A 26,097-nucleotide genomic window follows, 5' to 3' on the forward strand; every position below is an offset into this window, starting at 1 on the left:
TTCTCAGACGGTGAAGCGATCGGGATGGGCCGCCGCCCAGTCCGCGGCCCAGGCCGGCGGCGGGCCGGCCCGCAACTCGCCGGGAGCCAGCCAGTCGTAGAGCTCCGCGTACGAGCGGACGGTGAGCGCGTCGATGCGGCGGCGCAGCATGTGCGGCCTGAGCTCGTCCGGGTGCTGGACACCCATGGACGCCATGATCCGTGCAGCGCTGTCCACCGTCGCCCGCTGGAACCTGTGGACGCGCGCGGATTTGTCACCGACGTCCAGCGCACGGGCCCGGCGGGGATCCTGGGTCGCCACGCCGACCGGGCAGGTGTTGGTGTGGCAGCGCTGCGCCTGGATGCAGCCGACGGCCATCATCATGGCTCGCGCCGCGTTGGTGTAGTCCGCACCCTGCACCAGGCGCTTGACCACGTCCGCGCCGGTGGCGACCTTGCCGCTCGCGCCTATCTTGATGCGGTCGCGCAGGCCGCAGCCGACCAGCGCGTTGTGCACCGTGATCAGCCCTTCGGTCAGCGGAGAGCCCAGGTGGTCGGCGAACTCCGGGGGAGCGGCGCCGGTGCCGCCCTCCGCGCCGTCCACGATGATGAAGTCGGGGGTCACGCCCTCCGCCAGCATGGCCTTGCAGACCGAGAGGAACTGCGCCCGGGAACCGACGCACAGCTTGAATCCGGTCGGCTTGCCGCCGGCCAGCTCTCGCATCCTGGCGAGGAAACGGACCAGCTCACGCGGGGTGGAGAAGGTCCGGTGGTAGGGCGGGGACACCACTGTCCGGCCCTGCGGCACCTCGCGCACCCGGGCGATCTCGGAACTGACCTTGCCGCCGGGCAGTACGCCGCCGATGCCCGGCTTCGCCCCCTGGGAGAGCTTCAGCGACACACACTTGATGTGCTCGTGGGCGGCCTTGTCGGCGAACTCGGACGGTGCGAACTCCCCGTTCCCGGTCCGGCATCCGAAGTAGCCGGTGCCGATCTCCCAGACGAGGTCGCCGCCGTGTCGCAGGTGGTACTCGGACAGACCGCCCTCACCGGTGTCATGTGCGAACCCGCCCATGGCGGCCCCGTGGTTCAGGGCGAGCAGGGCGTTGGCCGACAGCGACCCGAAGCTCATGGCCGAGACGTTCAGCAGCGCCATGTCGTACGGCTCGGTGCAGTCGGGGCCACCGATCCGGACCGTGGGCGGGGGATCGGGCACCGGCTTGGGAGCCATGGACGGCACCATGAACTCGTAGCCGGTGGCGTAGACGTCCCGTTCGGTGCCGAACGGCGCCTCCGCCTCGGTGCCCTTGGCGCGCTCGTAGACCATGCTGCGCACATCACGGTCGAAGGGGCGGCCGTCGAAGTTGCGCTCGATGAAGTACTGCTGCAGCTCCGGCCTGAGGGCCTCCAGCACGAACCGCAGATGGCCCAGAACCGGGTAGTTGCGGAGCACCGAGTGGGTGCGCTGCGTCAGATCGGCCACGCCGAGTGCACCGAGTGCCAGGAACAGCAGGGCCGGTGGCCACCACCAGGGCGACGCCTGCACCGACGCTGTCACCAGGACGGCGGCCAGGAGCAGCAGCGCACCCACCGCCGCCTGCCGCACCAGATGGGGAGCGCGGCGTATCGCCCGGCCGGGCCTCCGTATGCCGGAGGCGGTCGGGGCCCCACCGGTACCACCGTTGTCGGACACGATCGCTCCTGAGAAGTAGTACGGCGGCGGTGGCCCCGCCCCTCCGGCGCGGCGTCAGCCCTTCTTGTGCTGCGGCATCCGCTCCAGCAGGCCGCGCAGATCGTCGGCGTGCTCCTCCTCCTGGGCGAGGAGCTCCTCGAACACGCGCCGCGTGGTGGGGTCGCCGTCACCCAGCCACTTCGTGATCTCCGTGTAGGAAGCGATGGCCACGCGCTCCGCGACCAGGTCTTCCTTGATCATCGCTACCAGGTCGAGGTTCTCGTCGTACCCCGAGTGCGAGCGCTTCGTCAGCGTGTCCGGGTTGAAATCGGGCTCGCCGCCGAGCTGAACGATGCGCTTCGCCAGCTTGTCGGCGTGCTGCTGTTCCTCCGTGGCATGCTCCAGGAACTCCGCGGCGACCGGTTCGGAATAGAGACCGGAAGCGGTGTAGTAGTGCCGCTTGTACCGCAGGGTGCACACGATTTCGGTGGCCAAGGCTTCGTTCAGCACCTGTAGGACGCGCTTCAGGTCGGCGCCGTACGCGTCGGTGACCGGACCCTTTTCGATTTCGTGGCGCGCCCGCTCCCGAATGGTCTCGATGTCGGTAAGGAATTCAGCCATGACTCTCCATCCTTCTGCTTGGCCTGGTTTCCGTGATTTCACCGTCTCGGGCCTTCGCGTGCCCGGGATGACCTGGTGTCATGCCCCGACGAAAGGTCGTCGGACGTTTCGGTGGAATGGGACACCGGCAACGTACATCGCGTCGCGCCGGAGCGGCGATCAGCTCGCGGTGAGCGCGGCGCAGTGGTTCCGAATTCATGCCCAGGTGTTTCGGCCAGGCTGTGTCTGCTTCGTGTTCCACTTCGTGACGAGATGGCGTGCCACTCCGTGACGGAGTGTCGCCTGCCCCGATGGCATCCGAGTATTCCTGGTCCGCAGGAAGCGGCGGAGGAATGGTGCCGGCATTGCGGGGAACCCTTGCTGGGGACCGTAGTTCGGACCCGGAGCCGGGAAGGAGAACAGGTTTCACATGAGCCGTGACCGTGAGCGGGACCCTGCCGGATCGACATCCGGCGGGCGCGACGGGGAGACCCGGAAAACGGTGTGGGTGGCTCTCGCCGCCAACCTCGGAATTGCCGTGGCCAAGACGGTCGGTGGCCTGGTGGCCGCCTCCCCGGCCCTGCTGTCCGAAGCCGCTCACTCGGTGGCCGACAGTCTCAACGAGGTCTTCCTGTTGGCCGCCCTGAAACGCAGCGAGCGTCCGGCGGACCGCCTCCACCCGTTCGGCTACGGAAAGGAAAGGTTCTTCTGGTCCCTCCTCGCGGCCGTCGGGATCTTCGTGACGGGCGGTTGTTTCTCGTTCTTCCAGGGCATCGAGGCATTCGGTGCCGGGGAGTCGGAATCACGCGAGGGCTATCTCATCGGCCTGATCGTCCTGACCGTCGCCCTGCTGGCCGAGGGCACCTCGCTGCTCAGGGCCCTGACACAGGTACGGGCTCAGGCGAAGTCCCACCGGCGCGGCATGCTGGGCGAGATCCGGGCCACCGACGATCCGACCCTGCGCACCGTCCTGGCGGAGGACAGCACCGCCTGCCTCGGAGTCCTGCTGGCCATGCTCGGCATGGCACTCCACATGGTGACCGGTAACGGCGCCTACGAGGCGTGGGCTTCGCTGCTGATCGGCGCTCTGCTGGTCTACGTGGCGTACATGCTCGGCAAGAGCGCCCGGGCACAGCTGATCGGCGAGGCGGCCGCCCCCGAGCTGCAACAGCAGGTCATCACCTTTCTGCATACGCGGCCCGAGATCGACACCGTCACCGCGGCCATGACGATGCGGCTCGGACCGGACTCGGTGATGCTCGCGGCACGCATCGACCTGGTGGCCGGCCTCGACAGCGAGCAGGTCGAGGAGGCCCTGGTGCGGACGAAGGCCGAGCTCCGCGCGGACTGGCCGGAGCTCGACCAACTGTTCCTCGACGTCACGGACGCCTCCCCCGCCGACCGGAGTCGGGCCGGCCGCGCCCGTCGCCAACTGGACGACGTGGTGGCCGGCCGCCGGCAGGACGACGCCCGCTAACGGCTGTCGCTGGGCGGAGCGCTGCCCGGGGCCCTCCCCTGCCGGTGCCCACGGGTGAGCGGGGGCGTGCCCGAGCGGCGCCGGCGGCCGGGGGCAGGGCCGGTGGGTCAGAAGTTCAGAGCCGGTTTGGGGGGACTTGGAAGAAAGCCCCGGGAAGCGCCTCGGGCAGCCTCGTGCGGACCCCGTACGCCCCCACTGCCGGACACACCCGCAAACGGCCCCCCCCCCGCACGCCGCCGCCACTTTCCGAAGCCGCCGGGCCCATGGCCGCGCAGCGGCCGCAGGATCCGCCGGACGGTCCCTGGAGGCGCTCCCCGCGCCACGTCGGCGGGCCCCTGAGATGGGTTACTTCAGGAAACCGTCCAGGCTCGTGGCGGCACTGATCAGCGCGAGATGGGTGAGGGCCTGCGGGAAGTTGCCCAGGTGCTCGCCGGTCATCCCGATCTGCTCCGCGTACAGGCCGAGGTGGTTGGCGTAGGTGAACATCTTCTCCAGCGCCAGCCTCGCGTCTTCGAGCCGGCCGCTGCGGGCCAGCGCCTCCACCCACCAGAACGAGCAGATCGAGAAGGTGCCTTCCGTACCGTCCAGCCCGTCGGGCGACTGCTTCGGGTCGTAGCGGAAGACCAGGCTGTCCGTGACGAGATTCGCCTCGATCGCGCGCACCGTGGAACAGAACCGGGGATCCTCCGGCGACAGGAATTTGACCATTGGCATCACGAGCAGCGACGCGTCCAGGATGCTCGCAGGCGGTTCGTCGGCGCCGTCACCGAGCCGCTGGACGAACGTCCGGTCCTGCTCGCTCCATCCGTGCTCCATGATCTGGTGGTAGATCGTGTCGCGCACGGACATCCAGCGTTCGAGGTCACCGGGCAGCCCGCGCCGCCGGGCGATCCGGATCATCCGCTCGACGGCCACCCAGCACATCAACCGTGAATAGGTGTGACGCTGTTGTCCGGCGCGGGTTTCCCAGATGCCCGCGTCGGGGCTGTCCCAGTGCTCCAGCAGCCAGTCCAGGATCGTGCACAGATCCCGCCAGCTCTCGTGGGAGATGCCGGCGCCGTGTTTGTCGAAGAGGTAGACGGAGTCGAAGAGTTCGCCATAGATGTCCAGCTGGAGCTGGTCGGCCGCTCCGTTGCCCACCCGCACCGGGTGCGACCCCTGGTAGCCCTCCCAGTGGTCCAGGACGGTCTCGGGCAGGTCGGCATCGCCGTCTATGGAGTAGAGCACCCGCAACGGCCCGCGGTCGCCGTCGTGGGCGCCGCGCAGGCACGCGGTCAGCCAGCCGATGAAGGCTTCCGCCTCGCGGGTGAAGCCGAGGCGCAGCAGGGCGTGGAGGGAGAAGGCCGCATCGCGGATCCAGACGTAGCGGTAGTCCCAGTTGCGCTCGCCGCCGATCTGTTCGGGGAGGCCGAGCGTGGGGGCGGCCACGATGGCGCCGGTGGGTTCATGGGTGAGCAGTTTGAGTGTCAGTGCCGACCGGTGGACGCGCTCGCGCCAGCGCCCCGTGTACGTGGACCGGCTCAGCCATCCCCGCCAGAATCGCGTGGTGGACTGGAACAGCTCCTCGGCCGCCTGCGCATCGACCAGGTCGACGGCGGGGTCACCGCCGACCGTCTCCGCGGATTCCAGGACGAAGAGCACCGATTGCCCTTCGGCCAGGCCGAATTCTCCGACTGCATCCCGGCCCTCGACCCGCAGTGTCGCGCTGGCCTGGAGGGAGAGGGCCTGCGCGGCACTGGTGAAGCGCACGCCGTGCGGCTGGAGTTCGGCGGTGTGCTCGTCACGGCCGTAGTTCATCCGCGGGGCGATGACGGTCCGGATGCGGGTGCTGCCGCGGACGCTGATCACCCGTCGCACCAGGCGCTGCCGGTGGTGCCGGTCGTTTTCCCGGACGACCGGCATGAAGTCCTGGATCTCGACGATGCCGCTTCCGGTCAGCATCCGGGTGATCAGGATGTTGGTGTCGGGCAGGTAGTACTGCTGGTGCCTGGCGACACCGTCCACGGGGCCGAGGTGCCAGCAGCCGCCGTTCTCCGCGTCGAGCAGCGCCCCGAAGATGCTCGGCGAATCGAAGCGCGGGGCACAGAACCAGTTGATCCGGCCGTCCGTCCCCACCAGCGACGCCGTCCGCAGATCCCCGATAAGTCCGTGGTCGGCGATGGGCAGATAGCGCGCCCCGGGGGCGTCGTTCCGCCCTGCCTGCCGGTCACTCCCGTCGGCCCCGTCCGCTGCGGTGCGGTCGCCTGCCATCGTTCTGCCCTCCTCGGTCCCTGCGTGCCGTCCGCGGAGTCGAGCGGCGACGGCGGGGACCGCAGCTGCCTTCTTCGAAGCGGACGACGACGAAGTGAAGGCGTCCGCGCAGGTGCGGTGCCCGCCGTCGGTCAGCGGTAGGTCCGCGTCTCCTCGACGTCCACCACGGGCGCCCCGGGAGCCGGGGGCTGGACCCGGCGGCGCTTGAGGATGTTCACGTAGGCCGCGAGACCGATCACGCCGACGACCATCATGATGATCCCCACCAGGTCGACGTTGACCCCGGATATGTGCCAGTCGACGGCAAACGTCAAAATGGCGCCCACCGCGAGCAGTCCTATGCATCCACCGATACCCATGGCTTCCTCTCCGTCGTGGTCAGTAGGGAATACCTGCTGGCTTGGCGTATGCCCACGGGAGAGACGTTCATGGGCGGACGACGGGGCGTTGCGGACACCCCCTGGTCGTCCGACGCCGCTCAAGTCCGTCCCGTGCGGCTCTCGTTCGGTGCGCGGTAGTTCAACGGCGGAACACGCCGGCATGACGACCGACCCGCGTTCTGCACCGTGCCGGCGTGCGCAACCGGTGGCATCCCAGGCTCGGGGGCGGGCTACGCCCCGGGCCCGCTCCCTCGCCCGGCTCCAGGCCGGTCCGGCCGGAGCGCGGGCATGAGGCGCGGCGCCCGCCACCCGCCGCACTCGGTGAGACCCCGGAAACCTCCCGTTCACCGGGGGAGCGGGGGCGCGAAATACGCCGTGCCTAGCGTTCGTGTCACGGACACCGAAACGGACCCACCGGTCCGGCACGGTCCGTCCTGACGCAGGGGCCCCGGAGACCCGCACCGGTACGCGCCGCACTGCCGTCTTGAGCTGCCCGCGCCCGGATGTTCCCGAGCGGGCTTCCCCTCCCTCCCCTCCTGCCAACGGTGCCAAGCGGGGACGCGTACGGCCGGCGGCTGCCCGCCTCGCGCAGGCCCGTGGCTGTCTGCCCGGCCGTACGGCACAGCACAGGGCCGATCACCCCCAGGAGGCGCGGCATGAGTGTTTCACCACAACCGGCAGTGGACGACGTCCGGAGCGGTCCGGCGCCCGAAGAGCGGCCTGCCGCCGAGAAGCCGGCAGCCTCCGAGACGCTGGAGGACTACACCCTCCGGTTCGCTCCGCGCAGCTACCGCCGGTGGACCCCGATGGTGGTGGCGACCACCGCCCTCGGCGGCATCGCCTACATGGCCGATTTCTCGATCGGGGCCGGCATCGGTCTGGCCCACGGCACCGGCAACGCGCTCGCGGCGATCGCCGTCGCGGCCGCGGTCATCTTCGTCACCGGCTTTCCCCTCGCCTACTACGGCGCCCGCTACAACATCGACCTGGACCTGATCACCCGTGGCTCCGGCTTCGGCTATTACGGCTCGGTGCTGACCGGCGTCATCTTCGCCAGTTTCACCTTCATCTTCTTCGCGCTGGAGGGCTCGATCATGGCCCAGGGCCTGAAACTGGGCCTCGGGCTGCCGTTGTGGCTGGGATACCTGGTCTCCACCCTGATGGTGATCCCCTTGGTGATCTACGGGATGAAGGCACTCAGCACACTCCAGGTGTGGACCACGCCGATCTGGCTGCTCCTGATGGTGGGCCCCCTGCTGTACCTGATCGGCACCGACCCCGGCACGGTCGACCGTTTCCTGTCCTACACGGGTGGCGGCGACGGCGGTATCGACACCGCCTCGGTGCTGCTGGGTGCGGGAGTGTGCCTCTCGCTGATCGCGCAGATCGGCGAACAGATCGACTATCTGCGGTTCATGCCGCCCAAGACCCCCCAGAACCGCCGCAGTTGGTGGACCGCCGTGGTCATGGCCGGCCCCGGTTGGGTGGTGCTCGGTGCCGTGAAGCAGGCCATCGGGGTGTTCCTGGCGGTCTACATCCTCGCCGAGGTGGGCCCGGCCGCGGCCACCGAGCCGATCCAGCAGTTCCGGGGAGCGTTCGATGCGATGCTGCCCTCCTGGCTGGTGATCCCGCTGGCCGTGGTCCTGGTCGTGATCAGTCAGATCAAGATCAACGTGACCAACGCGTACTCGGGGTCGCTGGCGTGGACCAACTCCGTCACCCGCATCACCAAGCACTATCCGGGCCGTATGGTCTTCGTGCTGCTCAACCTGGCCTTCGCCCTGGCGCTGATGGAGACGGACATGTTCAGCGTCCTGAACTCCGTGCTCGGCTTCTACTCCAACTGCGCCATCGCGTGGGTCGTCACCGTCGCCACCGACATCATCGTCAACAAGTACCTGCTCAAACTCTCCCCGCAGGCGCCCGAGTTCCGACGCGGCATGCTCTACGCCGTCAACCCCGTGGGCGTGGTGGCCTTCGTCGCCGCCTCCGGCCTGTCGATCGCCATGTACTTCCATGCCCTCGGCGATGCCCTCCAGCCCTACTCGCCGGTCGCTGCGGCCGTGATCGCCTTCGTGCTCACCCCGGTCATGGCGGTGTTGACCAAGGGCCGGTACTACCTGCGCCGCGCCGACGACGGCATCGCGGAGCCGCTCCTCGACGACGACGGCAACCCGAGCGCCGGCCTCTACGCGTGCCATGTGTGCCACCAGACCTTCGAGCGGCCGGACCTGGCGGCCTGTCACACCCATGACGCGATGGTCTGCTCCCTCTGCCTGACCATCGACAAGACCGGCGACCACCTCCTGCCCGCGGCCCCGGCCGCGGTCGGCGCGCCGCGGGAGGCATGACGACGAGCCCGATCACGGCCGCTTCCCGGGACGCCTGCGGGCGGCGGGGAGCGGAACGGGCAGCGGAAGGGCAGCGGAAGGGCAGCGGAACGGGCTGCGGTCCGGGCACCACGGTGCCGGCCACCGTTCCCGATGCCTCCGATCGTGAGGCGACGGTGTCGCCGGGCCGCAGTGGGGGCGGGTCGGGCCGCAGCGGGGCGGGTCGAGCCGACCCCCGCTGCGGCCCACCGTTGTGGAGACGGCAGGAGCGGATCGCTTCGAGCCGCACGCGGTCATCCCTTTTCGGACATCCCTTTCCGTTATCGGCGTCGTTCACTGACTGTTTGCCTACAGTCCCGCCATGATGCACAGGCCTCGTGGCTCCCGGGCCCGGGAGCGCCTGGTGCTGACTGTTCGACCGCCGCCCGTCGGGAGTGGCGGCGAATCGGGGTGGGGGTGGCTGCTGGTGGACGTGAGCGGATCACATCGTGCGGCGGTGGCAGGGGTACCGGAGCCGGACGCGCCGGCTGACCCGGTGCGCTCGCCCGCGGCCGACGGCCGGGTACTGGTGGCCGGGGCGTACTCCGTCGACCTCGTGTTCCGCGGACTGGCAGGTCCGGTGGCGTTCGGCCACGAGGTGTGGGCCGACGGGTTCGGCATGGTGCCCGGCGGGGCGTTCACCTTGGCCATGGGGCTGCGCCGACTGGGACGCGCGGCGGTGTGGGCCGCGGACTTCGGCACGGACGTCTTCAGCCGTCAGGTTCTCGAGGTGGCCCGCGGGGAGGACCTGGACGAGCAGGGCTTCCGGCACCATCCTCGCCCGGTGCGCAATGTCACCGTCGCGCTGTCCCGCCCGGACGACCGGGCGATGATCACCTATGAGGACCCGGTGGCCGCGCGCCCGCTCGCTGAACTGGTCGAGACCTACCGGCCGGTGGCGCTGATGCTGCCGTACCTGCACTACGGCCCGGACGTCTCCGAGGCGCTGGAGGTCGCGGAGCGGCTGGGGGTGACGGTGTTCATGGACTGCCAGGACCACCCCGGCAGCGTCGCCATGCCCGCCGTGCAGAAGGTGCTCGGACAGGTCGACGTCTTCGCGCCCAACACGGCGGAGGCGCTGCGGATGACCGGGACCGCCACCGTCGACGAGGCCCTGGAGGTGCTGGCGGACCTGGTTCCCACGGTGGTCGTCAAACGCGGCAGCCAGGGCGCCGTCGCCGTGCACGACGGTGAGCGCGTGGCGCAGGCGTCGCCGCCGGTGGAGGTCGTGGACACCACCGGAGCGGGTGACTGCTTCAACGTGGGATTCCTGCACCGCCGGCTGGCGGGGGCCGGACTCGCCGGCTGCCTGGCCGCGGGCGTCGCCTGCGGAGCGGCATCGGTCACGGCCACTGGCTCCAGCGCGGCTCCGGACGCGACGGAGCTGGAGCAGTGGGTGGCGCGCCTTCCGGCGTGACCCGAACACCTTCCGACGAGGGCAGGGGAAGCATGGCTGGCGTGCTGACGAGCAAACAGGCGGCGTACGGGCCGGCGCCCGCGGACGGCGTCCGGGTACTGGTGACAGACCTGGACGGGACCCTCCTGGGCGGGGACCGCACCGACCGCCGGCGGCTGCGGGAGGCGCTGGACCGCCACCCGGAGATCACCGTGGTGTTCGCGACCGGCCGCGGGCTGCCCTCCGTCGAGGAGATCCTCGCGCGCGACCCGGTCGTTCCGCGTCCCCGGTGGATCATCGCGGACGTCGGTGCCAGCGTCATCGACGCCACCGACATGAGCCCCCTCGACGTCCTCCAGAACCAGCTGCGCACCGGATGGCCAGGAGGGGCGCAGGTACGGGCAACCCTGGGGCGCTTCCCCGAACTCGTCCACCAGGACGGGGTGGCTCAGGACGGGCGCTGCTCGTTCTATCTCCGCCCGGAGCTGCTGTCGCCGCGGATCACCGCCGCGGTGGCGGAGCTGGGCTGCGGCTGGGCCTACTCCGCCCACCGCTACTTCGACGTACTGCCCGCCGCGGCGAGCAAGGGCAACGCCCTCGCCCTACTGGCGGGCAAGCTCCAATGGCCCATGGGCTCCCTGCTGGTGGCCGGCGACTCGCTCAACGACCTCTCGCTGTTTCGACTGGGCGCCCACGGCGTGCTCATGGGAAATGCCGAGCCCGCCCTCCGCGAGCGACTGTCGTCCGTCCCCGCCGTGCACCGGCCGGACCGGCAGGGCGCGGGCGCGATCCTGTCCGCCCTGGAGCACCTGGGCTGGGTGGAACCCACCTTCGCCACCGTGGTCGGCTATCACCGACCGCCGGTGCGCTGGGCCGACGGAGCATGGCACCGGCCGGTCAGCCCCAACGGAATCCTGCCCAGCCTTCAGGGCCTGTTCCACGCCGGCGCCGACCGCCTGGACGCCGTCTGGACCGCAGCCCTGGTCGACGACGCCTCCGGCACCCGACCGGGCCCGCACGGCACCGGCCTGCCCCTGGCCCTGCTGCCGGTGACGCCCGCGCAATGGACCGGCTACTTCCACCGCGCGTGCAAGGAGACGCTCTGGCCCGCCCTGATGTCCCAGCCCGACCTCCTGCGGCCCGACCCCGCGGCCTGGGCCGCGTACGAGCGGTTCAACGCGGCGTTCGCCGACCACATCAGTGCCCACGCGGCCCGCGGCGCCACCATCTGGCTCCACGACTACAACCTCTGGCTGGTGCCCGGCATGCTGCGGGCGGCGCGGCCGGACCTGCGTCTGGGCCTGTTCCACCACACCCCCTTCCCGCCGCCGGAGGTGTTCGCCCGCATCCCCGCCGCCGAACGGATCCGCGCCTCCCTCGCCCATCTGGACTGGGCCGGATTCCACACGGCCGGCTTCGGCGCCCATTTCCGGCAGGCACTCGCCGGGAGCCGGCGCCCACCCCGCGTGGGCGTGCATCCCCTGCCCATCGACCGCCGCACGGTCGAGACCCTGGTGCGCGCCCGCCCGCACCGGCGCCCGGACGACGGCACCGCGCTGGTGCTGTCGGTGGAGCGCCTCGACTACACCAAGGCCCCCTGGCAGAAGGTGCAGGCCGTGTCGGCCCTGCTCTCCCGGCGTCCCGAGCTCCGCGGCCGGCTGCGCTTCCGCCTCGTCTGTCCGCCGCCGGAACCGGGAATCCACGCCTACGACACCACCCGCAGCCGCCTGGAACACGCCATCGGAGACGTCAACCGGTCCTGGAGGCAGGGGAGTTGGGAGCCCGTCGACTACATTCCCACGGCCCTGCCCTTCGCCGAGGTGGTGGACCACTATCTCGCCGCCGACGTCTTCTGGGTGACGTCACTGGCAGACGGCATGAACCTCACCGCCAAGGAGTTCATCGCCGCCCAGGCCGCCGCCGGCCTGTCCGGAGTCCTCGTCCTCTCCCGCCGTACCGGCGCCGCCGCCCAGTTCGGCGCCGCCGCCCTCCTCACGGACCCGAGCTCACCCCGAGACCTGGCAGACACCCTCGACCACGCCCTGGCCATGCCCCCCGACGAGCGACGGGCCCACCTCACCCGGCTCGCCGGCCTGCTCGACGACCACACCCCCGTCGAGTGGGCCCGTCGGATCATCGCGGCCATCCGGAACGCCTGACGCGTCCGGGGCGATCGCCCCGGACGCGGATGTCCCTCCGCCGTACGAGGCACCGCGTCTGATGCCGCGCGCTGACCCGCCAGAGATTTCCGGACACCCCGTAGACTCACCGGATGGCGAAGTATTTCGACGTGCACCCCGAGAACCCTCAGCGGCGCACCATCAGCAGCGTGGCTGACAGCATCCGCTCCGGCGCGCTCGTCGTATATCCGACGGACTCCTGTTTCGCACTGGGATGCCAGCTGGGCAGCCGTGACGGCATCAGCCGGATCCGGTCGATCCGGAACCTCGACGACCGCCACCACTTCACACTCGTGTGCCAGAACTTCGCCCAGCTCGGGCAGTTCGTGCACATCGACAACGACGTCTTCCGCGCCATCAAGGCCGCGACGCCCGGCAGCTACACCTTCATCCTCCCGGCGACGAAGGAGGTGCCGCGCCAGCTGCTGCACCCCAAGAAGAAGACGGTCGGGGTCCGCATCCCGGACCACACCGTCGCCCAGGCGCTGCTCACCGAGCTCGGCCAGCCGTTGCTCTCCAGCACCCTGCTGCTGCCCGACGAGGACGAGCCGATGACGCAGGGCTGGGAGATCAAGGAACGGCTCGACCACGTCGTGGACGCCGTACTCGACTCCGGTGACTGCGGTACCGAACCGACCACGGTCCTCGACTTCTCCGGCGGCGAACTGGAGATCGTACGCCGAGGGGCGGGCGACACCACGCGGTTCGAGTAGCCGCGCCGGTCGACCGGGCCGGACGGACCGGCCGGGCGGTCGAACCGTTTCGGCCGCTCCGGCGTCCCGGCGTCCCGGCAGCCCGAGCGACGTCGGCGCCGGACGGGCACTCATGCCTGCGGCGTTTCGCCGAACGCCCGTCGATACGCACCGGGTGTGGTGCCGAGGGCCGCCCGGAAGCGACGCCGCAGGTTGACGGCCGAGGCGAGCCCGACGCGGGTGGCGATGGCCTCCACCGGTAGGTCGGTCTGCTCCAGCAGTACCCGGGCCGCGTCGAGGCGCCGGCCGAGCAACCACTGTCCCGGGCTGGTGCCGAGCTGTTCGGTGAACCGCCGGGCGAGGGTTCGGCTCGACAGTCCGGCGCGTTCGGCGAGGCCGCCCAGGGTCAGTCGGGTGTCGAGCCGGGAGGTGGCCCACTCCAGCAGCGGTGCCAATGACTCGTCCGCCCTGGCGGGGGCGGGCTGTGCGGCGTACTGGAGTTGGCTGCCCTCCCTGTGGGGCGGCAGCACCATGTGCCGGGCGATCTGGGCGGCGTATGCCGCGCCGTGGTCGGAGCGCACGAGGTGCAGGCACAGGTCGATGCCCGCGCCGCTGCCGGCGCTGGTCGCCACGTCGCCGTGGTCGACGTACAGCACGTCCAGGTCCACCTGCACCTCGGGGAAGGCGGCGGCGAGTTGGGCGGTGCGGCGCCAATGGGTGGTGGCGCGGCGGCCGTCGAGCAGTCCGGCCTGGGCGAGGACGAACGCCCCCGTGCAGATGGCGACGATCCTCGCCCCGCGCCGGTGGGCGGCCCGCAGCGCCTCCAGGACGGTCGGCGGCACCGGTGTGCCGGGCGGCTGCCAACCAGGGACGATCACCGTGTCCGCGTCCTCCAGGGCCGGCAGCCCCGCGTCGACGAGCATCGCGTAGCCGAGGGTGGTCTGCAGCGGGCCGGGGCGCTCGGCGCAGACCAGGAAGTCGTAGTGGACCGGCAGGTCCTGCCGGGCGGTGCCGAAGACCTCGGCGGCGCAGGCGACTTCGAAGGGGGACTGGGGCGGGTTGAGGAGGGCCACCACCCGATGACGGTTCATGGCAGAAAGATACCCATGGATGTCCATCTGGACTCTCGGGCCGGGAGGCCGGCCCGGGCCACAGTGGTCCCATGAGTGAAACCACGGAAACGGGCGCGCTGAAGACCGCCGTCCAGGTCGATGAGGTCGCACCGGTCGAGGTCACCCCCGGCATCGTGCGCCGCAGGCTGCCGAGGACCGAATACGCCGGTGGCTGGCTGATCGACTTCGCCCCGGGAACCGAATGGCCGGAGGTCGACGTGCACGCCACCGAAGAGCGCTACTACGTGCTGAGCGGCGAGGTGATCGAAGGGGCGGAACGCCACGGGGCCGGCACGTACGTGGTGTTCGCACCGGGCAGCCGCCACCGGCCCCGTACCGAGAGGGGAGCACGGATGCTCGGGATCACCGTGCTGCCCCGCTGACCCGCACGGCTCCGCCGGCGGCGGAACCAGTGCAGGTGGGCGACCGCGCGCTCACGGCCCGGCGTCGGGTTTCCGGACCGGCTCCGTGCCCAGCGCCGCGGCCGGCGAGCGGCGGCTCTCCCTCGCGGAGAAACCCAGTGGCGTTGTCGGCAGGGCGAGTTACAGTGGATCCGCAACGTCATGCACCTCCCGGTGCGCAGGCCGCGGTTACTTCTTTTGGCAGAACCACTTAGGTGGGTGGGTTCGATCCCCACAGACCGCAGCCGTCTTGATCTCGGGAGGCACAGCATCGGGGTGCCCGGTGCGCGCAGGCAGGGGATACTTCCACTCCTAATGGGGCGGTCGCGGGTTCGAGTCCCGTCGTCGACTACCGGTCGGCGTAGCTCAGTTGGTAGAGCACCTTGTTTCCTCAGCCGATTCTGACCTCGGGCACCCCACTGCTGAGCTTCCCCTCCAGGTGAGGGGCTCTCTCTTGTCTCGCTTCAACTCCCGCACGGGCCGCCCGGCCGCCGGCTCGCCCGTGGCCACGACCGGGGAGCGCACCACCACCCACGAAGGCGGCGCCGGCCACCTGCGCGATGCCAAGTCGGAGCTCTTCCTCCTCGCTGTCGCCAACTTCGTCGGCACCGACACCTTCTACGAGAAGGCGACAGAGCGCGACGACCGCTACACCCAGCTCGTGCGGCGGCTCGCCGTCGAGGACCCGCAGTGGACCGCGGGTCTCCTGCGCTGGCTCCGCGGCGAGGGCAACATGCGCACCGCGGCGCTCGTGGGCGCGGCCGAGTTCACCAAGGCGCGACTCGATGCTCAGCTTCCCGGTCACTCCCGGCAGGTCATCGACGCTGTGCTCCAGCGCCCCGACGAGCCCGGGGAGATGCTGGGCTACTGGGCAACCCAGTACGGCCGCAAGCTGCCCAAGCCGGTGAAGCGCGGCATCGCCGACGCCGTGCAGCGCCTGTACAGCGAGCGGTCGCTCCTCAAGTACGACACCGAGTCGAAGGACTACCGGTTCGGCGACGTCCTCAACCTCGTGCACCCCACGCCTGCCGACGACAAGCCGTGGCAGGGAGACCTGTTCAAGCACGCCCTCGACCGGCGCAAGAAGCGCGACGAGGAGATTCCCGCCCGGCTCCTCACCCTGCACGCCCGAGACTCGCTCATGAGGATGCCGGTCGACCGGAGGCGTGCCGTGCTCAGCGACCCCGACGTCACCGATCTGCTCCGTGAGGCGGGCATGACGTGGGAGGCGCTGGCCGGCTGGCTCCAGGGGCCGATGGACGCCGCGGCATGGGAGGCGGTCATCCCGTCCATGGGCTACACGGCCCTGCTGCGGAACCTGCGCAACTTCGACGAGGCGGGTGTCTCCGACGAGGTCGCCGACACGGTCGCGCGGAAGCTCGCCGCTCCCGAGCAGGTCGCCCGCTCCCGGCAGTTGCCGATGCGCTTCTACTCGGCGTACCGGGCCGCGCCGTCCCTGCGCTGGGGCCACGCCATCGAGAAGGCCCTGACCGCGTCGCTGACGAACATTCCGAAGCTCCGAGGCCGGACGCTGGTCCTGGTTGACACGTCCAGCTCGATGGAAGCCGGATTCTCCCGCGACGGGACCCTGATGCGGTGGGACGCGGCAGCCCTGTTCGGCGTCGCGCTGGGGCAGCGGTGCGAGCGCGCGGATGTCGTCTCGTTCTCCTCCGCCCGCCGGTACGTGGGCGATGAGCCCGGCGCGGCCACGAAGAGGTTCCCGCTGGAGCGCGGCGAGTCGCTGCTGCGCGCGGTCGGCCGTTGGAAGGACGGCGGTTGGTTCCTCGGCGGTGGCACCGACACGGCCCTCGCGCTCCGGCAGAAGTTCAAGGGCCACGACAGGGTCGTCATCGTCACCGACGAGCAGGCCGGGCACGACGCCCGCGAGGTCACCGAGTCCGCACCGGCGACGGTCCCGATGTACACCTGGAACCTCGCCGGATACGAGGCCGGACACGCTCCGTCAGGCGGCCGGAATCGGCACACCTTCGGCGGGCTCACGGACCAGGCGTTCCGCATGATCCCGCTCCTGGAAGCCGGTCGGGATGCCACGTTCCCGTGGGCGGCTGCGAACGGCTGACCCCCAACGTGTTGGGTGACGTTCGCATCCGCCATCCGCCATCCGCCATCCGCCTTCCGCCTTCCGCCTTCCGCTTTCCGCTTTCCGCCTTCCGCCTTCCATCGTCCATCGTCCATCGTCCGTCGACAGGAGCAGAGCATGGCCGACAGCACTCCGTTCGCCTTGGTTGACGTCTTCACCGACCAGCCCCTGGCGGGCAACCCACTGGCTCTCGTGCCCGGCGCGGACGCGCTGCCGGAGGAGCTGCTGCCGCGCATCGCCCGCGAGTTCAACCAGGCGGAGACGACGTTTCTGCTGCGTCCGACACAGCCCGGGGCCACCTGGCGGCTGCGTTCCTTCACCGCGGCGGGCGTCGAGGTGTTCGGGGCGGGCCACAACGCGCTCGGTGCCTGGTGGTGGCTGGCCGCCACCGAGCTGCTCGGCCCCCGCCGTGGCGTGGGCCGCTGGTACCAGCAGCTGGGTTCCGCGGTGTTGCCGGTCGAGGTCACCGTGGACGGCAGCGGTCGCGTGGAGGTGGCCATGGAGCAACAGGCCGTCGAGTACGGGGGCCTCCTGGCGGATCGGGCCGCGCTTGCCGACGCGCTCGGAGTCGACGGCGAAGCACTCGGCGCAGCCGCCGAACTGCCCGTGGCGCAGGTCGTCTCCACCGGCGCCGCGCACCTGATGGTCGGGCTCCGCGACCGAGACGTGGTCGACGGTGCGCGTCCGGACGCCGCACGGCTGCGGACGCTGTTGACCGACGTCGGAGGACAGGGGGTGTACCTGTACGCCCTCGACCCGGCGGAGGCCGACGCCGATGTGCATGCCCGCTTCGTCAATCCGGTCGCCGGCATCACGGAGGACCCGGCAACCGGAAGCGCCGCCGGCCCCCTCGCGTGCCTCCTGAGCGACCACGGGCGGGCCGATGACCAGGTCACCATCGTGCAGGGGCACGTGCTGGACCGGCCCTCCCGCATCAAGGTCACCGTCGCCGACGGCATCCCGCGCCTCACCGGCCGAGCGGCCTTGGCCGCGACGGGCGAGCTCCGCCTGCCGACCACCCACCCCGTGGCAGCCCCCTGACACCACCGGACGAAGCCCTATGAGGCCCTGTCGAGTTGGTCGGCCAGGTCCGCCAGGCCGTCGGCGTGCAGGTCGAACCGGTCCGAGGAGGTGGGCGGGTCGCCGACGGGGCGGGCGACATAGGCGGTGCGCAGGCCGAGGCCCTGCGCACCGCGCAGGTCCCAGGCGTGGGCGGCGACCATCAACAGCCGCTCCGGCGGTCGTCCGGAGACGGCGACGGCCAGCTGGTAGACCGCTGGGTCCGGCTTGTAGGCCCGGGCGTCTTCGGCGGACAGGGCCTGGTGCCAGCGCAGTCCGGCGTGGGGGTTGAGTCCCAGCAGCGCCGTCCGGCTCGCGTTGGAGAGTCCGATCAGCGGGAACCGTTCGGCCAGTCGGGCGAGCCCTGCCACGGTGTCGGGCCACGGCGGCAGCCGGCGACCTGACAGGGCCAGCGCCGCTACGGCGGCCGGGTCGTCGACTCCGGCGGCGTCGGCGACGAGCCGGGCGGGCCGCATCGAGTCCGGCGCCACCACCGGCAAACTGGTTTTCGCGGTCGGGGCCGCCGAAACGGTCTGACCTGCTCGCGAGGCGGGCTCGAACGGGGGCTCCGACGGGGGCTCGAACGGCGGGACCCGGCTCTTCGGCCGGGCGGCCCGGCCAGTGGGGTGGCGCGGCTCGCGTCCCGGCGGCGCGGTCAGGAGTGCGGCGCGCCGTAGTAGCCGGCCAGCTGCTGATGGTATTCGTCGTTGTCCAGGTGCTTTTCCTGGTCGAACTCCGGGGCCTGCTCGATGTCGTCCTTGGTGAGGGCGAGGTAGATCGTGGTCTCTTCGAGGTCGATGGAGGAGATCGTCCCGGCCGGCACCAGAACATGCCTGCCGAAGATCCACACTCCGGTGTCGACGACCAGGTAGGCGGCGCCGACCTCGTCGGAGTGCTTGTCGACCGTGCCGATCCGACCGTCGATCGCCTCGACATGGAAGCCGATCAGGTCGGTACCCGCCTGGTAGCCCGTTTCTTCCTTGAAGCCCCACAAGTTGTCCGTCATGAGAAACCTCCGTGGTGCGGTGGGTGGTCCGGCGGCCGGAATTCTACGGAATTCCCACAGCCGTGTGGTGCGATATTGCCGGTGTTCTTCCTCTGTTCAACCTCTCTCGGTTCTTCTTATTTTCCTCCGGCGAACCGGAGCCCCGCCGTGTTGATCGGCGGGGCTCCGGCTGAGGGGATGCGAGACGGCTACCAGCGATACCAGCGCCCCCGTCGGCCGCCGGCGCCGGCGGACCGCATGACGAAGCCGAGAAGCCAGACGGCCAGCACGACCACGGCCACGATCCATAGCGCCTTCAAGGCGAATCCGGCGCCGAACAGCAGCAGTGCGAGGAGTAGTACGAGAAGCAGGGGGACCATAAGGATCAACCTCCGAACCGGGTATTCTCCGCGCGGCGGGGGTGTGTCCCACCGGCCGAGAGCGCCGATTGGTCTGATCGGGAATTGTCGTGTTCCTCGATGGGGGAGAAGGGGAGAGGGGGAGGGCAGGCCCTAGATACGCCCGTGGGCGAGCCGTGTCAGCGGCCCGGTTCGCGGCCTCGCGGTGGCGCGGCCTGCGGCGAACGCGGCGGAGACGATGCCGATCAGCCCGGCGCCGGCGCCCGCGGCGACGACCTTGCGGTTCTTGACGGCCGTCCATACGGTGCCGGCTGCGGCGGCGCACTTCTCCGACGCGGCCACCGCGGCCCGTCGACCGCTTTCGATGCTCGTCTTGGCCTGCCCGCCGGCCGCCGCGGTTTCCTCTGTGGCGACACCGCCCGAGCGCTCCACGCTTTTCCGGCCCTTGGAAGCGGTCTCCCTGGTATCGCGAGACAGCTTTCCGGCGGGGCCTTCGGAATTCTTGCGTTCGGTACTCATACCATTCGTCTCGCCGCTCAAGTCGCTTTGAAACCTCGGGAGTTTTCCTACCGTCAACAGCAGCACTCGACGGCGAAATCGTCGGGCACTGCCGGCGTCAGGCATCACAGGCTTCCTCACCAGCGTCGTCGGACATCCCCGAGCGTCCCCGGGCATGGGCATGGGCATGGGCATGGGCATGGGTAGGGGCACGGGCACGGGCATGAGAAATGGGCATGGTCAGGCGTCGAAAGCGTCATCTGTCGTCATCCACTGTCATCCGCCGCCATCAGCGACATCGGGTGTCGTTCGGGGCAGCAAGGAGCCCAGCGGGCCCAGATTCAGATTGAGGTCGTTCATGGTGAGCCCGTAGCGGCCGCAGAGTTCCGACATCCGGTCCTGGAGAATCATCAGCGTCAGCCCGACCCGTTCTTCCTGTTCCTCGCTCAGGTCGCCTTGGTCGACGCGGTGCAGAGCGGTGCGCTCCATGAGCTGCCGCAAGAGCTCGACGATGGTCAGCACCAAGGCGATGAGATCACGTTCGACGGATTCCGGATCGGTCCTCAGCCGCTGGGCCGGGTCACTGCCCGACCGCTGATCCTCTCCTTCGGCCGGCGCCACAGCGAATGCCTGTGCCGCTGCGCGGGCGACTTCCACCAAGGCGGGTTCCGGCACTGCGGGTTCGTCTTCCGTCACGAGGCCTCCTCCTGGGGGTCTTCTCGGCGTTGTGGCGAACTGCTGTGTCGTGCAGCGAAGTTCCCCTCGCTCCCTCGGCCTTGCATCACCACGGTGCCGGGTCGTCGGGCGTGATGGAGTGGATGACCGCCCGCAGGTTGATCCGGACCAGGTCCACATCGGCGACCGACAGGACGAGGTCACCGGTGAGGACGGCGCCGCCGTTGAGGAGTCGGTCCAGGAGGTCGATCAGTGCGACCTGCCGGCCGGCGAGAGACTCTTCCTCGGAGGGACCGGTGACGCCATGGTCACCAGGAACGCCGGAGCCACCAGGGAGGCCGAAGCTGCCCATGACGTCAGGGGCGTCAGGGATGTCAGGGGCACCGGGGGCGCCGGGGGCCCCGGCGGACTCGGTGGACTCGGTGAGGGCGCCCGCCGGTACGTCGTCGCCCATTACGCGCTCCCGCCCGCCGCGGGTGGCGTTGCGAAGGAGTACGGCGCCCACGGGCCGGTGATCTCGATACGTACGCCGGGTACGCCGTCAGCCAGGCCCGCCAACACCTGACGGAATTCCGTGGTCCGCTCGGCGGGAACCAGATAAGCATCGTTGGTGATGTTCTCGCCGGCCCCCGACGCCAGTTCGCCTTGCTGCGGACGGTGCGCGCACCTGGCCCGGGCGACGGCGGCCACCCGGCCCGGTATGTCGGCCGCGACCGCCCCCGCCGCGCGGTACACGTCCCGCTGGGAGCGCTGCTGCGCCCGACGTCGCTGCAGGTAGGCTCGGCCGGGGCTGACCGATGCGGGGGAGGGCGCCTCGGTGGCCGCCTCACGCGGATCCGCGTAGATCTTCACCCCCAGCTCGACATGCCCTTCGAGCCAGCTGAGCAGTTCGACGAAGGCCGCACCGCGTTCGCGGAGCATCGACCGGACCCGGGCGTCATCGCGGTAGACCGTCGCCAGCCGCATGGGCAGGGCGGTCGTCCTGGCGTAGGCAGCGTCGACCACCGCGTGGTGCGTGCGGGCGATGACCTCCAGGGCGGACAGATTCCCCAGCTGCGCCTTCATGCCCTCCTCGCTGTACATGCCGGCGGGCACCGAGGAGACAAGAGCCGCCAGCCCGCCCGAGACGACTGTCCGGAGGGGGCGACCTTCCAACCCGGTGAGCTGCGGGGCCGTCGTGTCGAGCGCGGTACCGGCGCGGCTGACGGCGTAGGCGTAGGAGACCGTGGCGCCTGGCGCCTCGGACGTGTCCGGCCGGTCGGGCGGCGTGTCGGCCGCTTCGGTGATCCGGGCTTGCGCGTTCACCGTTCCTCCTCGGGCGCCGTCCGCGGGGTGCCGTCGTGTCGGGTGTCGTCGAGTGGGGCGTCGTCGCGTGGGGCCGACCCCTTCGGCAGGCCGGCCGCGGCCCGTAGCTCGGCGAGTTCGGCGCGCAGCCTGGCGTTCTCCTCGGTCAGGCGGCCGTCGTCCGCCGCCGGGGGGCGCGCGTCGGCGACCTGCGTGCGCGCGCGGCCGCCCGAAGAGAGCGAGGGGTCGTGCTCCCACCAGTCGATGCCCATCTCCTTGGCCTTGTCGACGGAAGCGATGAGCAGCCGCAGTTTGATCGTGAGCAGCTCGATGTCGAGCAGGTTGATCTGGATGTCGCCCGCGATCACGACGCCCTTGTCCAGGACGCGTTCGAGGATGTCGGCCAGGTTGGCGGAGGAACCTTGCCCGCCGTACGGGGACGTCGCGGAGGACGGCCCCATACGGCCGGCCAGTGAATCGGACACGTGATCAGCCTCGTCTGTGCGGTGGGAACGGGTCAGCGCCGGGATACCGCGGGTCGGCGCCGGGGACGGCCGCCGGAGGGGGCGTCGTCGTCGACCGCGTCCGAGAACTCGTCGCTCTCGTCGCTCTCGTCCACGAGTGCGTCGTCGTCGGCCTCGTCTTCTCCGTCGGCCCCTTCGTCCTCCTCTTCGTCCGTCTCCTCTTCGAGGTCGGGCTCGTCGTCCCGCTCGTCCTCGTCCCGGTCGTCCGCGCGCTCGTCGTCGCCCTCATAGGCGTCCTCGTCCCCGAACGCCTCGTCCTCGTATGCCTCGTCGTCCGGGGCCTCGTCCTCGGCGACGGCGGGCTCGCGCTCGTCCGGTTCGTCGTCGCCGGTGTGCTCCTCCTCGGCTACGGCGTCCGCGTGCGCGACGACGACCTTGCCGTCCTGGATCTCGCCCCGCCAGCCGTCGGTGGCCTCGCCGCGCATCATGAGGAACTTGCGGTAGAGCTTGAGGTCGAGACGGGCGCGGCGGCCCTGGGCGCGCCAGATGTTGCCCGTCTTCTCGAAGAGGCCCTTGGGGAAGTACTCCAGGACCAGCAGAACGCGCGTCAGGTCGTCGGTGAGGCGGTGGAAGGTCACCACGCCCTTGACCGTGCCCTTCGCGCCCTCGGTGGTCCATGTGATGCGCTCGTCGGGCACCTGCTCGGTGACGTTCGCCCGCCAGCTCCTGGTGGATTTGGCGACCTTCACCTTCCAGTTGCTGGTGGTGTCGTCGGACTTCTCGACGCTGACGACGCCCTTGGCGAAGGTGCTGAAGTCCTGGAACTGCGTCCACTGGTCGTACGCCTCACGCACCGGCACACCCACGTCGATGTCCTCGACGATGGTCACGCTCTTGGACTTGCCGCCGCCGCCCTTGCGGCCCTTGCCGAACAGTCCCTTGACCTTGTCCTTGACCTTGCCCTTGAGGGTGTCCTTGAGGTGCGTGGTGCCGGTGACCAGTGCGGCCTGGGCCGGCGATGCCCCTTTGCCGAGCGCCTGTCCGCCCTTCGCCAGGCTGTTGACGAGCCCGCCCGCGCCCTGGCCGGGCTCGCCGAGTGTGGCGACGCGCTCGCCCAGCTTGTGTCCGAGGCTGGTGACGGCGTGCTGCGCACGTGCCTGGAGATACTTCTGGAACTCCTCCTTGAGCTCTTCGGTGGCCGGATGCTTCGCCACCTCGCCCTTCACCCGGCTGAACGTGGACTCAGTCATCGCGGCCTCCGCGGTCGGACGTCCGGCGCGCCGAGGGGGCCTTGCGCGCCGCGGCGGTGGCAGTCTTCCGGGCAGCGGACGTGGACGTGCGCGCTCCGGAGGCGGCCTTCCGGGCTCCTGAGGCGGACTTCCCGGCCCCCGAGGCGGACTTCCGAGCCCCCGAGGCTGATTTCCGTGCTGTCGACGTGGACCGTTTCCCATGGGGGGCCGACTTGGCCGGTGCCTTACGACGCGGCGGGTTTGCCTCGCCCCGAGGCTCATCCGCCTCATTCATCGCGTCCGCCTCGGCCGCCTCGTCCGCCTGGCCGTGTGGTTCGTCCTCCGTGCTCCTCGGTTCGTCGTCCTTCGTGTTCCCGGCCTCGGCCTCCGCGCCGTCGAGCTCCAGGGTCCGGTCGTGGAGGGAGTCGGCGAGAGCGGACATGCGCTGCGTGAGCGCGGAGGTGGCTGCCGACTTCGTGGCGTCCACGAGCTCCCGGCGCACCTGGTCGTTGAGGGGCCCGAGGACCGGTGAATTGGCCACCAGTTTGCCCAACTGCCTCGGGTCCAGGCTCAATCTCCGGCCGGCGAGATACATGCCCAGGCCGATGGCCATCTTCGCTTTCTTCGTGCGTCCCAGAAAGTAGCCCCCTACGAGGGCCACACCCAGTTTGGCGTTGTTCATCATCTGTCGTACACCTCGTTCTCCCCGTGATCAGGAGTCGGCGGGTAGCTGCTGCCGGCGGGCCTCCAGCCATTCCAGGCGATCGAGGAGTTCGTCCTCGCGTCGGTCGAACTCCTCGGCCTCGATGCTTCCGTCCAGCAACTGCTGCTCCAGTTGTGCCAGTTCCTCGCGAACGGGCGCCGGGTCGTAGTACTCCCGCTCCGCGGTGCGCAGGACCTGGTCGAGTACCCAGGCCGTGCCCCGCACCGGAGCGAGCGGGAGGGTCAGGATGTGCGTGATGAGGCCCATGGCGGAACTCCGCTCGGCGAGGTCGGTCGTCCGTATCGGATGTGTCGTCCGTGTCGTCCGCGTCGTCCGTGTCGTCCGTGTCGTCCGTGTCGTCCGCGTCGTCCGTGTCGGATGCGGACGACGCGTCGATGTGTCGGAAGTATCGGACGCGTCGGGACGCGTCAGACGAAGCTGTACGGCGGCAGTGGCCCGTTCAGGGTGAAGGTGTAGGCGTCACCGCGCTGCCCGGCTTCCTCATGGACCGCCGCGGAGAAGGCTCCGGCCTTCTCTCGTCGGACCAGAAACGACACGTTCAGGAAGTGGTTCTTGGTCGGGTCGGCGACCGCGGTACGTTCCGCGGCGGGTGCGAGACGGGCCACCACGTCGGTGCCCGTGCGGTCCTGGCGCGCCTGGACCTCCCGCGAGACCAGCTCGCCGAGCGCCATCCTGTCGTGGTGTGCACCGGGGTCCTGCCGGGTGCGGTCGTTGAGCCGCTGGATCTCGGCGGACTCCGCCACGATGTCCCGTAGCAGATCGTCCTCGTCGCGGGCGACCTTGAGGTTGTACTCCACACATCCACCGACCTCCGTGAGGCGCTCGGTGTAGGTGTCGCGCTGCTCCTCCAGGGCGGCTGCGACCTGGTCGTCGTCGGCGCCCACCAGGCCGAACCGCATCGGCAACGCGGCACCGTCGGCCAGCAGTCGCTCCTGCACGTTCTGGTGGGCGGCCAGGTCCCGGCGCTTGGCCCGCAGATGCGGCGGCGCGTCGCTGACCACCGCGCTCAGGCCCTCGGCCCTGACGGTGCGCAGCTCCGCCGCGGGGTCGCCGACCCCCTCGATGCCGTCCAGGCGGAGCGGATGGCCGGCTTCGGTGATGGCGTAGACGTAAGTCGGCATTCCCTACTCCTCCCGGCGGCGGGACGTACGGCGGCTGCTGGATGCGGAGGATTTGCGCGCCGGGCGGGCGTCTTCCTCCTCGGGTTCCTCGTGCCCCTTCTGGAAGGAGTCGGTGAAAGCCTCGACGGCGCCTGTCAGTGCACCTTTCGACTTTCCTTTGGCGCCGTTCTCGGTCACCTCGCCGACCAGGTCGGTGAGCTGGCTGGGCGCCTTTCGGCCCGATTCCAGATCCAGCCGGTTGCATGCCTCGGCGAAGCGCAGATAGGTGTCCACGCTGGCGACGACGACACGTACGTCGATCTTGAGGATTTCGATACCGACGAGGGAGACGCGGACAAAGGCGTCGATGACGAGCCCTCGATCGAGGATGAGCTCAAGGACATCGTAGAGATTGCCCGAGCCACTTCCCGTGTTCGGTGCGTTGGATTGCTGAACGACGGTCACGGTCTGTCTTCCCTTCCAGTTGGCTGGAGCGGGTACGGGGCCGTTCGTGACAATTGACGAGCGCGTTTCCGCTCATCGGTCGATCTGGCCCCTCGCATAGCGGCGAACCCGCTCGTATCCCACGAGTTCGCCCTGTTCGTCGAGATGGACACGGTACGAAGCCATGACGCTCGCGGTATCCGGGATCCTCTCGATCTCCACCACTTCCACGTCCGCCGACCAACCGTTGTCCGTGGCTTTGAGTGCGGATACCGAGCCGGGCTCGCATCGGAGCATCTGCGCGAGTTGTGCGGCTGCGAGGCGCATTGCCTTGGGAGCGCCCATGCGCGTCGATTCGGTTTTGCCTTCCTTGCTTTCCGCTGTCGCCATGATCCCGCCTGTGGTGCGTCGTAGCGATACCTATGAAAGCGCCAAGTACGGCTGGCCGTAACGGCGATGGAACTCCGCCTGCCCCTCGGAGTCGAACGTATGCGTGGTGGCAGTGCCGGAACTTTCCACCCTCCGGAAAAAGACCACCATCGATCAAGTACTCTTCTCGTTTCCCCAGTTCAGATGGTGTGAGTCGGCCCTGTTCCCGATCACCGAGAAATCGACAGGGCGAGAACTTCGGCGCAATGTGCGCTGGCGGGTGGAGCGTTGTGCGGCGG

The 26,097-nt window shown here is 70.0% G+C and carries 27 protein-coding genes; 8 read left to right on the forward strand and 19 right to left on the reverse strand.

Annotated elements, in window-relative coordinates; genetic code table 11:
• Positions 1-3: 3 nt before the first annotated feature.
• Both ACGFML_RS16310 and ACGFML_RS16315 read right to left on the reverse strand, forming a co-directional pair.
• Entirely contained in the window at positions 4-1,569 is a 1,566-nt protein-coding gene (locus ACGFML_RS16310) for an FMN-binding glutamate synthase family protein (protein WP_393544684.1), read from the reverse strand.
• A 156-nt stretch (positions 1,570-1,725) separates the two neighbouring features.
• Positions 1,726-2,271 carry a bacterioferritin gene (locus ACGFML_RS16315; RefSeq protein ID WP_393544163.1) on the reverse strand — a complete coding sequence of 182 codons (546 nt, stop codon included), beginning with the start codon at positions 2,269-2,271 and terminating at the stop codon, positions 1,726-1,728.
• A 409-nt stretch (positions 2,272-2,680) separates the two neighbouring features.
• Here ACGFML_RS16315 and ACGFML_RS16320 point away from each other — a divergent pair, with 409 nt between their 5' ends.
• Positions 2,681-3,727: a cation diffusion facilitator family transporter gene (locus tag ACGFML_RS16320; protein WP_393544165.1), complete on the forward strand. Its 1,047-nt coding sequence runs from the start codon at positions 2,681-2,683 to the stop codon at positions 3,725-3,727.
• Between the two features lie 345 nt (positions 3,728-4,072).
• Here the strand turns inward: ACGFML_RS16320 and ACGFML_RS16325 are convergent, their stop codons facing one another.
• Together ACGFML_RS16325 and ACGFML_RS16330 are read right to left on the reverse strand one after the other, a co-directional pair.
• Entirely contained in the window at positions 4,073-5,977 is a 1,905-nt protein-coding gene (locus ACGFML_RS16325; RefSeq protein ID WP_393544167.1) for a glycoside hydrolase family 15 protein, read from the reverse strand.
• Positions 5,978-6,108: 131 nt separating this feature from the next.
• A complete protein-coding gene (locus ACGFML_RS16330) occupies positions 6,109-6,336 on the reverse strand; it encodes a DUF6458 family protein (protein ID WP_393544168.1) in 228 nt (75 codons plus the stop codon).
• Positions 6,337-7,013: 677 nt separating this feature from the next.
• On the opposite strand from ACGFML_RS16330, the gene ACGFML_RS16335 reads away from it, so the two are divergent.
• The 4 genes from ACGFML_RS16335 (at position 7,014) to ACGFML_RS16350 (ending at position 13,015) form a co-directional block, all read left to right on the forward strand.
• A complete protein-coding gene (locus ACGFML_RS16335; RefSeq protein ID WP_393544170.1) occupies positions 7,014-8,708 on the forward strand; it encodes a purine-cytosine permease family protein in 1,695 nt (564 codons plus the stop codon).
• Between the two features lie 475 nt (positions 8,709-9,183).
• The gene (locus tag ACGFML_RS16340; protein WP_393544172.1) at positions 9,184-10,143 is read left to right on the forward strand and encodes a carbohydrate kinase family protein; all 960 of its coding nucleotides are present in this window, start codon (positions 9,184-9,186) and stop codon (positions 10,141-10,143) included.
• Positions 10,144-10,184: 41 nt separating this feature from the next.
• Positions 10,185-12,281 carry a trehalose-6-phosphate synthase gene (locus ACGFML_RS16345; protein ID WP_393544174.1) on the forward strand — a complete coding sequence of 699 codons (2,097 nt, stop codon included), beginning with the start codon at positions 10,185-10,187 and terminating at the stop codon, positions 12,279-12,281.
• 113 nt (positions 12,282-12,394) lie between these two features.
• Complete coding sequence (locus ACGFML_RS16350) at positions 12,395-13,015, forward strand: L-threonylcarbamoyladenylate synthase (RefSeq protein ID WP_393544176.1); 621 nt, start codon at positions 12,395-12,397, stop codon at positions 13,013-13,015.
• A gap of 110 nt (positions 13,016-13,125) precedes the next feature.
• Here the strand turns inward: ACGFML_RS16350 and ACGFML_RS16355 are convergent, their stop codons facing one another.
• Positions 13,126-14,085, reverse strand: coding sequence for a GlxA family transcriptional regulator (locus tag ACGFML_RS16355; protein WP_393544178.1), 960 nt, complete (start codon positions 14,083-14,085; stop codon positions 13,126-13,128).
• Between the two features lie 71 nt (positions 14,086-14,156).
• Between ACGFML_RS16355 and ACGFML_RS16360 the strand changes: the two genes are divergently transcribed.
• From ACGFML_RS16360 to ACGFML_RS16370, 3 genes are all read left to right on the forward strand, one after another.
• The gene (locus tag ACGFML_RS16360) at positions 14,157-14,489 is read left to right on the forward strand and encodes a cupin domain-containing protein (RefSeq protein WP_393544180.1); all 333 of its coding nucleotides are present in this window, start codon (positions 14,157-14,159) and stop codon (positions 14,487-14,489) included.
• 472 nt (positions 14,490-14,961) lie between these two features.
• Positions 14,962-16,587, forward strand: a complete 1,626-nt coding sequence (locus ACGFML_RS16365; RefSeq protein ID WP_393544182.1) for a TROVE domain-containing protein — start codon at positions 14,962-14,964, stop codon at positions 16,585-16,587.
• 138 nt (positions 16,588-16,725) lie between these two features.
• Positions 16,726-17,649, forward strand: a complete 924-nt coding sequence (locus ACGFML_RS16370) for a PhzF family phenazine biosynthesis protein (protein WP_393544183.1) — start codon at positions 16,726-16,728, stop codon at positions 17,647-17,649.
• A 17-nt stretch (positions 17,650-17,666) separates the two neighbouring features.
• On the opposite strand, the gene ACGFML_RS16375 is transcribed toward ACGFML_RS16370, so the two are convergent.
• The 14 genes from ACGFML_RS16375 to ACGFML_RS16440 all read right to left on the reverse strand — a co-directional run bounded on the left by ACGFML_RS16375 (position 17,667) and on the right by ACGFML_RS16440 (position 25,819).
• Positions 17,667-18,368, reverse strand: a complete 702-nt coding sequence (locus tag ACGFML_RS16375) for a haloacid dehalogenase type II (protein ID WP_393544686.1) — start codon at positions 18,366-18,368, stop codon at positions 17,667-17,669.
• A complete protein-coding gene (locus ACGFML_RS16380) occupies positions 18,323-18,673 on the reverse strand; it encodes a PRC-barrel domain-containing protein (RefSeq protein WP_393544185.1) in 351 nt (116 codons plus the stop codon). The genes ACGFML_RS16375 and ACGFML_RS16380 overlap by 46 nt, the downstream gene beginning before the upstream one ends.
• 188 nt (positions 18,674-18,861) lie before the next feature.
• Positions 18,862-19,032 (reverse strand): hydrophobic protein, encoded by a 171-nt coding sequence (locus ACGFML_RS16385; protein ID WP_393544187.1) that lies wholly within the window; start codon positions 19,030-19,032, stop codon positions 18,862-18,864.
• A gap of 132 nt (positions 19,033-19,164) precedes the next feature.
• A complete protein-coding gene (locus tag ACGFML_RS16390; protein WP_393544189.1) occupies positions 19,165-19,530 on the reverse strand; it encodes a hypothetical protein in 366 nt (121 codons plus the stop codon).
• Between the two features lie 255 nt (positions 19,531-19,785).
• Positions 19,786-20,205, reverse strand: a complete 420-nt coding sequence (locus ACGFML_RS16395; protein ID WP_393544191.1) for a gas vesicle protein K — start codon at positions 20,203-20,205, stop codon at positions 19,786-19,788.
• A gap of 85 nt (positions 20,206-20,290) precedes the next feature.
• The gene (locus tag ACGFML_RS16400) at positions 20,291-20,638 is read right to left on the reverse strand and encodes a gas vesicle protein (protein WP_393544193.1); all 348 of its coding nucleotides are present in this window, start codon (positions 20,636-20,638) and stop codon (positions 20,291-20,293) included.
• Positions 20,638-21,489 (reverse strand): GvpL/GvpF family gas vesicle protein, encoded by an 852-nt coding sequence (locus ACGFML_RS16405; RefSeq protein ID WP_393544195.1) that lies wholly within the window; start codon positions 21,487-21,489, stop codon positions 20,638-20,640. Before ACGFML_RS16405 ends, ACGFML_RS16400 begins: the two co-directional genes overlap by 1 nt.
• Entirely contained in the window at positions 21,486-21,953 is a 468-nt protein-coding gene (locus ACGFML_RS16410; protein WP_393544197.1) for a gas vesicle protein, read from the reverse strand. Before ACGFML_RS16410 ends, ACGFML_RS16405 begins: the two co-directional genes overlap by 4 nt.
• A gap of 32 nt (positions 21,954-21,985) precedes the next feature.
• Positions 21,986-23,182, reverse strand: a complete 1,197-nt coding sequence (locus ACGFML_RS16415; RefSeq protein ID WP_393544198.1) for an SRPBCC family protein — start codon at positions 23,180-23,182, stop codon at positions 21,986-21,988.
• On the reverse strand, positions 23,175-23,846 hold the full coding sequence (locus ACGFML_RS16420) for a hypothetical protein (protein WP_393544199.1): 672 nt from the start codon (positions 23,844-23,846) through the stop codon (positions 23,175-23,177). The genes ACGFML_RS16415 and ACGFML_RS16420 overlap by 8 nt, the downstream gene beginning before the upstream one ends.
• A gap of 27 nt (positions 23,847-23,873) precedes the next feature.
• Complete coding sequence (locus ACGFML_RS16425) at positions 23,874-24,131, reverse strand: gas vesicle protein GvpG (protein WP_393544201.1); 258 nt, start codon at positions 24,129-24,131, stop codon at positions 23,874-23,876.
• Positions 24,132-24,292: 161 nt separating this feature from the next.
• The gene (locus ACGFML_RS16430; RefSeq protein ID WP_393544203.1) at positions 24,293-25,006 is read right to left on the reverse strand and encodes a GvpL/GvpF family gas vesicle protein; all 714 of its coding nucleotides are present in this window, start codon (positions 25,004-25,006) and stop codon (positions 24,293-24,295) included.
• A gap of 3 nt (positions 25,007-25,009) precedes the next feature.
• Positions 25,010-25,450, reverse strand: coding sequence for a gas vesicle structural protein GvpA (locus ACGFML_RS16435; RefSeq protein ID WP_393544205.1), 441 nt, complete (start codon positions 25,448-25,450; stop codon positions 25,010-25,012).
• 72 nt (positions 25,451-25,522) lie between these two features.
• Positions 25,523-25,819: a gas vesicle protein gene (locus ACGFML_RS16440; RefSeq protein ID WP_393544207.1), complete on the reverse strand. Its 297-nt coding sequence runs from the start codon at positions 25,817-25,819 to the stop codon at positions 25,523-25,525.
• Positions 25,820-26,097 lie beyond the last annotated feature (278 nt).

This window comes from Streptomyces sp. NPDC048650 (assembly GCF_043199095.1).
Classification (GTDB): Bacteria; Actinomycetota; Actinomycetes; order Streptomycetales; family Streptomycetaceae; genus Streptomyces.

Bases quoted from the DNA above. Each gene is read 5' to 3' on its own strand.
- ACGFML_RS16315 (WP_393544163.1), bottom strand. From the start codon at position 2,271: ATGGCTGAATTCCTTACCGACATCGAGACCATTCGGGAGCGGGCGCGC.
- ACGFML_RS16320 (WP_393544165.1), top strand. From the start codon at position 2,681: ATGAGCCGTGACCGTGAGCGGGACCCTGCCGGATCGACATCCGGCGGG.
- ACGFML_RS16325 (WP_393544167.1), bottom strand. From the start codon at position 5,977: ATGGCAGGCGACCGCACCGCAGCGGACGGGGCCGACGGGAGTGACCGG.
- ACGFML_RS16330 (WP_393544168.1), bottom strand. From the start codon at position 6,336: ATGGGTATCGGTGGATGCATAGGACTGCTCGCGGTGGGCGCCATTTTG.
- ACGFML_RS16335 (WP_393544170.1), top strand. From the start codon at position 7,014: ATGAGTGTTTCACCACAACCGGCAGTGGACGACGTCCGGAGCGGTCCG.
- ACGFML_RS16350 (WP_393544176.1), top strand. From the start codon at position 12,395: ATGGCGAAGTATTTCGACGTGCACCCCGAGAACCCTCAGCGGCGCACC.
- ACGFML_RS16355 (WP_393544178.1), bottom strand. From the start codon at position 14,085: ATGAACCGTCATCGGGTGGTGGCCCTCCTCAACCCGCCCCAGTCCCCC.
- ACGFML_RS16360 (WP_393544180.1), top strand. From the start codon at position 14,157: ATGAGTGAAACCACGGAAACGGGCGCGCTGAAGACCGCCGTCCAGGTC.
- ACGFML_RS16370 (WP_393544183.1), top strand. From the start codon at position 16,726: ATGGCCGACAGCACTCCGTTCGCCTTGGTTGACGTCTTCACCGACCAG.
- ACGFML_RS16380 (WP_393544185.1), bottom strand. From the start codon at position 18,673: ATGACGGACAACTTGTGGGGCTTCAAGGAAGAAACGGGCTACCAGGCG.
- ACGFML_RS16385 (WP_393544187.1), bottom strand. From the start codon at position 19,032: ATGGTCCCCCTGCTTCTCGTACTACTCCTCGCACTGCTGCTGTTCGGC.
- ACGFML_RS16390 (WP_393544189.1), bottom strand. From the start codon at position 19,530: ATGAGTACCGAACGCAAGAATTCCGAAGGCCCCGCCGGAAAGCTGTCT.
- ACGFML_RS16400 (WP_393544193.1), bottom strand. From the start codon at position 20,638: ATGGGCGACGACGTACCGGCGGGCGCCCTCACCGAGTCCACCGAGTCC.
- ACGFML_RS16415 (WP_393544198.1), bottom strand. From the start codon at position 23,182: ATGACTGAGTCCACGTTCAGCCGGGTGAAGGGCGAGGTGGCGAAGCAT.
- ACGFML_RS16420 (WP_393544199.1), bottom strand. From the start codon at position 23,846: ATGATGAACAACGCCAAACTGGGTGTGGCCCTCGTAGGGGGCTACTTT.
- ACGFML_RS16425 (WP_393544201.1), bottom strand. From the start codon at position 24,131: ATGGGCCTCATCACGCACATCCTGACCCTCCCGCTCGCTCCGGTGCGG.
- ACGFML_RS16430 (WP_393544203.1), bottom strand. From the start codon at position 25,006: ATGCCGACTTACGTCTACGCCATCACCGAAGCCGGCCATCCGCTCCGC.
- ACGFML_RS16440 (WP_393544207.1), bottom strand. From the start codon at position 25,819: ATGGCGACAGCGGAAAGCAAGGAAGGCAAAACCGAATCGACGCGCATG.